The sequence below is a fragment of the Haloarchaeobius marinus genome (genome assembly GCF_051207415.1).
In the GTDB taxonomy this organism is placed as follows: domain Archaea; phylum Halobacteriota; class Halobacteria; order Halobacteriales; family Natrialbaceae; genus Haloarchaeobius.
On sequence record NZ_JBPKGD010000009.1, the window covers coordinates 23,459 to 30,157 of the forward strand.

Annotated in this window: 8 protein-coding genes and 1 pseudogene; 4 read left to right on the forward strand and 5 right to left on the reverse strand. The window is 69.0% G+C overall.

Going from position 1 to position 6,699, the window contains the following annotated elements:
* Positions 1-117 precede the first annotated feature (117 nt).
* Positions 118-1,212 (reverse strand): DHH family phosphoesterase, encoded by a 1,095-nt coding sequence (locus ACSC1W_RS20595; RefSeq protein ID WP_435349724.1) that lies wholly within the window; start codon positions 1,210-1,212, stop codon positions 118-120.
* Positions 1,213-1,325: 113 nt separating this feature from the next.
* On the opposite strand from ACSC1W_RS20595, the gene ACSC1W_RS20600 reads away from it, so the two are divergent.
* Complete coding sequence (locus tag ACSC1W_RS20600) at positions 1,326-2,117, forward strand: alpha/beta fold hydrolase (protein ID WP_435349725.1); 792 nt, start codon at positions 1,326-1,328, stop codon at positions 2,115-2,117.
* Between the two features lie 3 nt (positions 2,118-2,120).
* Here the strand turns inward: ACSC1W_RS20600 and ACSC1W_RS20605 are convergent, their stop codons facing one another.
* Both ACSC1W_RS20605 and ACSC1W_RS20610 read right to left on the reverse strand, forming a co-directional pair.
* A complete protein-coding gene (locus tag ACSC1W_RS20605; RefSeq protein ID WP_435349726.1) occupies positions 2,121-2,549 on the reverse strand; it encodes a universal stress protein in 429 nt (142 codons plus the stop codon).
* Between the two features lie 106 nt (positions 2,550-2,655).
* Positions 2,656-3,603, reverse strand: coding sequence for an aminopeptidase (locus ACSC1W_RS20610; RefSeq protein WP_435349727.1), 948 nt, complete (start codon positions 3,601-3,603; stop codon positions 2,656-2,658).
* Between the two features lie 246 nt (positions 3,604-3,849).
* Here ACSC1W_RS20610 and ACSC1W_RS20615 point away from each other — a divergent pair, with 246 nt between their 5' ends.
* From ACSC1W_RS20615 to ACSC1W_RS20625, 3 genes are all read left to right on the forward strand, one after another.
* Positions 3,850-4,863 (forward strand): type II glyceraldehyde-3-phosphate dehydrogenase, encoded by a 1,014-nt coding sequence (locus ACSC1W_RS20615; RefSeq protein ID WP_435349728.1) that lies wholly within the window; start codon positions 3,850-3,852, stop codon positions 4,861-4,863.
* A 67-nt stretch (positions 4,864-4,930) separates the two neighbouring features.
* Entirely contained in the window at positions 4,931-5,320 is a 390-nt protein-coding gene (locus tag ACSC1W_RS20620) for an Hsp20/alpha crystallin family protein (protein WP_435349729.1), read from the forward strand.
* A gap of 90 nt (positions 5,321-5,410) precedes the next feature.
* Positions 5,411-5,632, forward strand: coding sequence for a hypothetical protein (locus ACSC1W_RS20625; RefSeq protein ID WP_435349730.1), 222 nt, complete (start codon positions 5,411-5,413; stop codon positions 5,630-5,632).
* Between the two features lie 12 nt (positions 5,633-5,644).
* Here the strand turns inward: ACSC1W_RS20625 and ACSC1W_RS20630 are convergent, their stop codons facing one another.
* On the reverse strand, positions 5,645-6,517 hold the full coding sequence (locus ACSC1W_RS20630; protein ID WP_435349731.1) for an ATP-grasp domain-containing protein: 873 nt from the start codon (positions 6,515-6,517) through the stop codon (positions 5,645-5,647).
* A gap of 30 nt (positions 6,518-6,547) precedes the next feature.
* Positions 6,548-6,699 (reverse strand): annotated as a pseudogene (gene rpl10e, locus ACSC1W_RS20635) (50S ribosomal protein L16); the annotation flags it as partial.

Genomic DNA, 6,699 nt, shown 5'->3' on the forward strand with positions numbered 1-6,699 from the left:
GAACATCCAGGAAGTGCGAAAAGTCCGATGCCTGCGAGAAGCCGACGGCGGTCCATAGCTGCGGTTCTCGCCGACGTGGTTTGTGTCTCGTCCCGAGAGCGAACCCGCGAGTCGGCCCTACCGTTCCGTCTCCACGCCCTCGTCGTCCTCGGCCTCCAGATTCCGGAAGGCGTCGAGGATGACCTGCTTCGTGGTCGCGCCCCGGGTCGTCCAGTGGTGGGCGTAGTCCAGCATGTCGTCGTAGATGTCGGGCTTGCACCCGGCGGCCTTCGGGTGGCCGCCGCCGTTGACCTGTGCGGCGACCTCGTGGCAGCGCTCGAACTCGTCGGTGCCCCGGATGGAGGCCGACCCGGCGGGCTTGACGACGACGCTCGCGTCGGCGCCCTGCTCGCGGAAGGCCTCGGCGACCTCGTTCTGCGAGCAGCGTCCGTAGGTGATGCCGACGGTCCAGTCGTTCACCTCCTTCAGTTCGCCGCGCTCGACGGCCTTCTCGATGAGGGCCTCCTTCTCGACGCGACGCTCGGCGAGCAACTCCAGCGCCTCCGGTGGGAGGTCTGCACCGTGTTCGGCGACGATGTCGACGTACTCCTCGGGTTCCAGCCAGTACGCCAGGTCCGCGAGGTCGCCCGAGCGGTCGTCCTCGCGCAGCCAGAGGTCGTGGTCGCGGGTGACGGCGGCGAGGTCGACGAAGCGGTCGTCGAAGTCGTAGTCGAGCGACCGGACGGCCACGTCGGCGGTACACTCCTCCTCGCCGTCGCCGACGACGAGGTCGACGCCAGCGTCGCGGACGGCCGTCTCGACCTCGGGGTCCCACTGGTGGTGGTCGAACCAGCGAACGCTGGCGGCGCTCTCGAGGAGCATGTAGAGCTCCTCCTCGACGTACTCGAACCTGTCCGGGCAGAGGTCGCAGACGAACACGTCCAGGCCGGGCTCGCCGAACTCCGCGACGAGTTCCATGCCCTCCTCCAGGTCGTGCGGGCCGGCGGGCACGAGTCCGGCCTCGCCGAAGGCCTCGCGCAGCAGCGCGACGCAGGCCAGGCCGTCGGCGTCGGGGTCGGCCACGACGGCGACCGACCTCCCCTCCAGCGCCGACATCGCCTCGCGCTCGCGTCGCTCCTCGTCGACCTCGTCGGGCACGAAGAAGCCGGTGCCCGGGAGGACCGACTTCCGGGCGAGCGGCATGTCCGCGTCCGCGATGAGTTCCTCGTCCATACCCGGTAGACAGTCGGGAGCGGGAAGAACCCGCCGGTTCCCCGTCGAGGCGCCCCGTGATGCCCTCCCACACCATCGATACCTTTTCACAGCGCCATCCCGGCCGTCGTGGCATGGACGCCCCCGACGGCTGGACCACCGACACGGTCCGCGCAAACGACATCGACCTCCAGTACTACCGGACCGGCGACGGTCCGCCGCTCGTGCTCGCCCACGGGTTCTACGAGAACGCCCGCTGTCGCATCCCACTCGTCGAGGACCTCGCCGAGTCGTTCGACGTGGTCGCCTACGACGCCCGGGGTCACGGCAACTCCGACGGTCCGGACTGGGGCTACGGCATCGACGACCGCGTGGCCGACCTCGTCGGCCTCGTGGAGGCCCTCGAACTCGACCGTCCGGTCCTGTTCGGTCACTCCGCCGGCGGGTCGACGGTCGCCTGGGCCGCCGCCCGGCACCCCGACCTCCCCCGCGGGGTCGTGCTGGAGGACCCCGATGCCTGGCGCGGCGAACCCGACATGTCCCCGGAGGAGATGGCAGCGTTCGTCCGCGAGCGCGTCGAACGCCTGGCCGAGCAGTCCGTCGCCGAAATCGCAGCCGAGCACGACGATCTGGACGACGAGCGCGCCCGTCGCGTCGCCGTCGCGAACAGGGAGTGCGACCCGAACGTCGCGTTGCTCCCGGCAGCCGGGTTCCGGAACACGCCCGGCGCGTTCCCCGACATCGAAGCTCCGACGCTCGTGCTGAAATCCGATACGGACCCCGAGGAACGCGCGGCGGACCTGGGGATCGCCGAGGCGCTGCCCGACGGCCGGCTGGTGCACGTGCCCGGCTCCGGGCACCACGTGTTCTGGACCGCGTACGACGCGGCGTGGGCGGAGCTCCGGACGTTCCTGTACCGGGTGTAGAACCTACGCCTCCTGCAACTGCCGCACCGTCAGCACGGGGCTCTCGCAGGTGCGGACGACGCGCTCGGCGACGCTGCCGATGAGAAAGCGGTTCTCGCCGTGGCGGCCGCGGGTCCCCATGGCCACCATGTCCGCGTCCACCTCGCGGGCGAACTCGCAGATCTCGGCTGCAGGGCGCCCCTCCCGGACCGCCGTCTCGACCGGTCGGTCGGTCGTGGACGCGACGTCGGCCAGCGCCGTCTCGCCGCTCTCCTCCAGCGCGTCGCGGAACTGTTCACGGACGGACTCCGGCGAGGAGTCTACCTCCGAGGCGTCGACGACGTACAGCGCGTGGACGGTGGCGTCGAAGCGCTCGGCGAGGTCCGTGGCGACGGCGACGGCCCGCCGAACGCTCTCGGAGCCGTCGGTTGCGATGACGACGGTGTCGAACATCTACCCGAGATTCCCTGCCCGACGGCTTAAAACTGTGCGGTGCCTCGCCGGTTCGGCTGGTCCGACGACCGGGCTCCGACCCGCCGTCGTTCGGCTTCGCCGTTCGTCACAGCCGTGGAAGTTCTACTTCCACGCCGTCCGCATACACCGTCGGATTCCTGAGGATGCCGTCCTGGTGGATGGGGGCGCTCGTGTCGCCGCCGATGCCGGCGTCGTCGCCGAAGGCGATGTGGACCGTGCCACCGGCCTTCTCGTCGAGCAGGACGCTCCCGACGAGTTCCGTCACCGCCGTGTTCGTGCCGATGCCGAGTTCGGCGAGGTTGTAGGCGTCCCGTCCGACCTCGTCGGCGGCGGTCTCCAGCATCGCGTCTACCTCCGCCGAGTCGGTGCTCGTGACGTAGCCGTCTTCGACCTCGATGGTGACTGTCTCGCCCTCGTCGAGCAGGCCGTGGGGGTCGATGGTGCCGTCGACGACGTACGTGCCGTTCGCCGTCTCGGGCGAGACGAACACTTCGCCGGCCGGGAGGTTCGAGAACGCGCCCGGTTCGTGGACCATGCCGGTGTCCGAGCGCCACTCGCGGTCGCCGGGTTCGAAGGTGATGTCGGTGCCCAGGTCGGTGGTCACGCGGACCTCGGTGGCGTCTTCGACCTGTGCCAGCATGGCGTCGCACTCGGCGGCGATGTCCTCGTAGTCGGCGTCGAGGCCGGTGACGAACACCTCCTCGGTGATGCCGGGGAGGGTCGCACCGCGCGCGCCGGCCTCGCAGGCCTCGCCCCGGGCGCGGGTGTGGCTGATGCTCTTGCTCGTCGGCGCGAGGAACACGTCGGCGGCCTTCATGGCCGCGGCGACCGGTGCGGGCGGTTCCTCGCCGTGCTGGTCGCCCGGCGGGTAGCGCAGGAGCGTCGCGTCGTCGGTTATCTCGGCGGCGACGTCGTACAGTGCCTCGCCGATGGGTTCGCGGGCATCGTCGGTGACGACGACGCAGGACTCGTCGGACCGGAGGTCGAGACACTGGCGGACGGCGGTCTCGGCCGGTTCGCGGAGGTCTGTCATATCGAACCGGTCGGGTGGCGTCGTGTTATGACTTGCCGTCTGCGACCGGGCGTTCCGGGGTCTGTCGTCGTCCGTCCCGTCTCCTGCTTCGGCGACCGCCCTGCATTCGATACGCAGGGTCCGACCGCCGGGGCGCGACGACTGGTTCGGACCGCCCGAGCACCGGGCGGTAACCCGCGTTTACTCGCAACCGAGGTAGGTAGGAACCTCGAAACGATTATCCCCGGTCGCTTTCCACCTTCGAACATGATACAGGTCGGCATCAACGGCTACGGAACCATCGGCAAGCGGGTCGCGGACGCGGTGCGCGCCCAGCCAGACATGGAGGTCGTCGGCGTCGCCAAGACGCGCCCGAACTTCGAGGCCGAGACGGCGGTGACGAAGGGCTACCCGCTCTACGCCGCCATCGAGGACCGGATTGACCGGTTCGACGAGGCCGGCATCGAACTGGCCGGCACCGTCGACGAACTCGTCGCGGCCGCCGACGTGGTCGTCGACGCCTGTCCGTCCGGCATCGGTGCCGACAACTGCGAACTGTACGCCGAACGCGACACGCCGGCGCTCCTGCAGGGCGGCGAGGACGCCGATGCCGCCGACGTGAGCTTCAACGCGCGGGCCAACTACGACGAGACGACGGGTGCCGACGTGGCGCGCGTCGTCTCCTGCAACACGACCGGGCTCTCCCGACTCGTCGCACCCCTCCAGGAGGAGTACGGCATCGAGAAGGTGCGCGCGACGCTGGTCCGTCGCGGCGGCGACCCGGCCCAGACCGGTCGCGGCCCGATAAACGACATCCTGCCGAACCCGGTCTCGCTACCGAGTCACCACGGCCCGGACGTGAACACCATCTTCCCCGACCTCGCGATCGACACGCTCGGCCTGAAGGTCCCCGCGACGCTGATGCACACCCACAGCATCAACGTCACGCTCGAATCCACGCCGGACGCCGCCGACGTCCGCGAACTGCTCGACGGCGAGTCCCGGACGTTCGTCGTCCCCGAGTACATGGACATCGACGGGGCCGGCAAGCTGAAGGAGTACGCGATGGACGTCGGCCGACCCCGCGCCGACATCTGGGAGAACTGCATCTGGGGCGAGTCCGTCACGATGGAGGACGACGACCTCTACCTGTTCCAGGCCATCCACCAGGAGTCCGACGTGGTCCCGGAGAACGTCGACGCCATCCGGGCCATCCTCGGCGAGGCGGACGCCCGGGAGAGCATCGAGCGGACGAACGAGGCCCTCGAAATGGGTCTCTAACTCGGGCGACCACCCCCGCGTTGGGGAGGACAGAAAGCTTTTGATGCGACGGCCGTTAGGACCTGTCATGCGTCGTGACGACCGTGACGAACCGTTCGACGACTTCTTCAGGGAGATCGAACGGATGATGAACGAGATGATGGGGGACCGGTCGGTGGATATGCGATTCGAGGGCGACGCAGGCTTCGGTTCCGACACACACGTCGATATCCACGAGACCGACGACGAGATACGAGTCATCGCGGACCTTCCAGGTGTGGAAAAAGACGACATCAAACTCGAATGCGACGGCGAAGCACTGACCATCGGTGCGGAGAGCGAGCACCGACAGTACCACGAACGCGTCGAACTTCCGGCACGGGTCGACGAGCACTCGGCCTCCGCGACGTACAACAACGGCGTCCTCGAAGTGACGTTCGAACGTGCGGACACGTCCGCCGGAATCGACCTGCAGTAACCACCGACGCGGTCGCAGCGGACTCCACAGACGTTTTCTGCTCCTCGCCCGGGGAGTACCTTTTATAACGACGAGTGCGGTACGGCCCGTATGGCACGCGAACTCGTCGACCGGAACCTGTTCACGCGACTGCTGTTCGCCGCCGGCGTGGTCGTCGCGACGGCACTCGGCGGGTTCGCCATCGGGTCGTTCCTCGACTCGCTCGGGGTCCCCGGCGGCTACTGGGTCGGGACCGCACTTGGCGCACTGATAGTCCTCGCCGCCGCCGTCTCGTGGTACCGTCAGGACGAACCGCCCGTCACGGGCGAGTGACCGGCAGGCCGGTCACTCGGCAGTCCGGCGAATCAGGTCCGCGAGCCGGTCGTAGAAGTCGTCCTCGTACTTGTCGGCGTCGTCGATGGTCGGGCGGGCGTTCGTCTCGTTGACCACCGGGCCGCCGGGACCGACCAGCAGGTCGACGCCGAGGAACGTGACGTCGAGTTCGGCAGCGACGCGTTCGGCCAGCCGCCGGTACTCGGGGTCGAGGTCGACCGGGGTCGCCGTCGCGCCGCGGTGGACGTTGTGCTTCCAGCGCCCCGTCGCCCGGGCCTCGTCGGAGAGTCGGCGCTCGACAGCGCCGACGTACTCGCCGTCGAGCACCATCACCCGGTAGTCGCGCGCGTCGGGGACGTACTCCTGGACGAGGTAGGACTTGTCGCCGGTCGCCCGGTAGTCGTGGACGAGGTCGAGGTAGTCGGTGACCGCGAGGAACGAGTCGACGTCGGGCAGTTTCGCGACGCCGATGCCCCGCGTCGTCGAGTTGGGTTTCACGACCGCTGGCGGGTCGACCCGTTCGAACGCCTCGGCGACGGCGTCCTCGTCGGCCGGGTTCGAGACGTAGGTCGTCTCGGGGACGGGAAGTCCTGCCCGGTCGAGTCGGGCGACGACGCCGGCCTTGTTCCGGGACGTCAACACGGCGTCGCGTCCGTTCACCCAGGGGACGTCGAGCATCGTGGCGGCGACGTCGCCCTCCATCACGCGTCCCGGATAGACGAAGCCGACGTCGTACTCGTCGGGCGAGAACGGTGCGTCGGCCGCGGACAGAGGAATCGTGCGCTCGCGGACCTGGACGTGGTGGACGGAGACCCCGCGCTCGGCGAGTGGCGCGTGCATGCGCTCGAACGTTTCGGCGCGGTTGACGACGGCGAGGTCGACCATGCGACGGGGTTCGAGCGCGGCGTAAAAAGCCTACGCGATGAGTTGTTCCTGGCCGCGTTCGACGACGATGCGGCAGGGTGGTGAGATCTTGTTGTAGGCGCGGCGGAAGGCTTCTTTGACCTCGTCGGCCTGGTCGACGTCGCAGTAGGCGGTGAACAGGCGTTCGCCGGCCTGGACGCGGG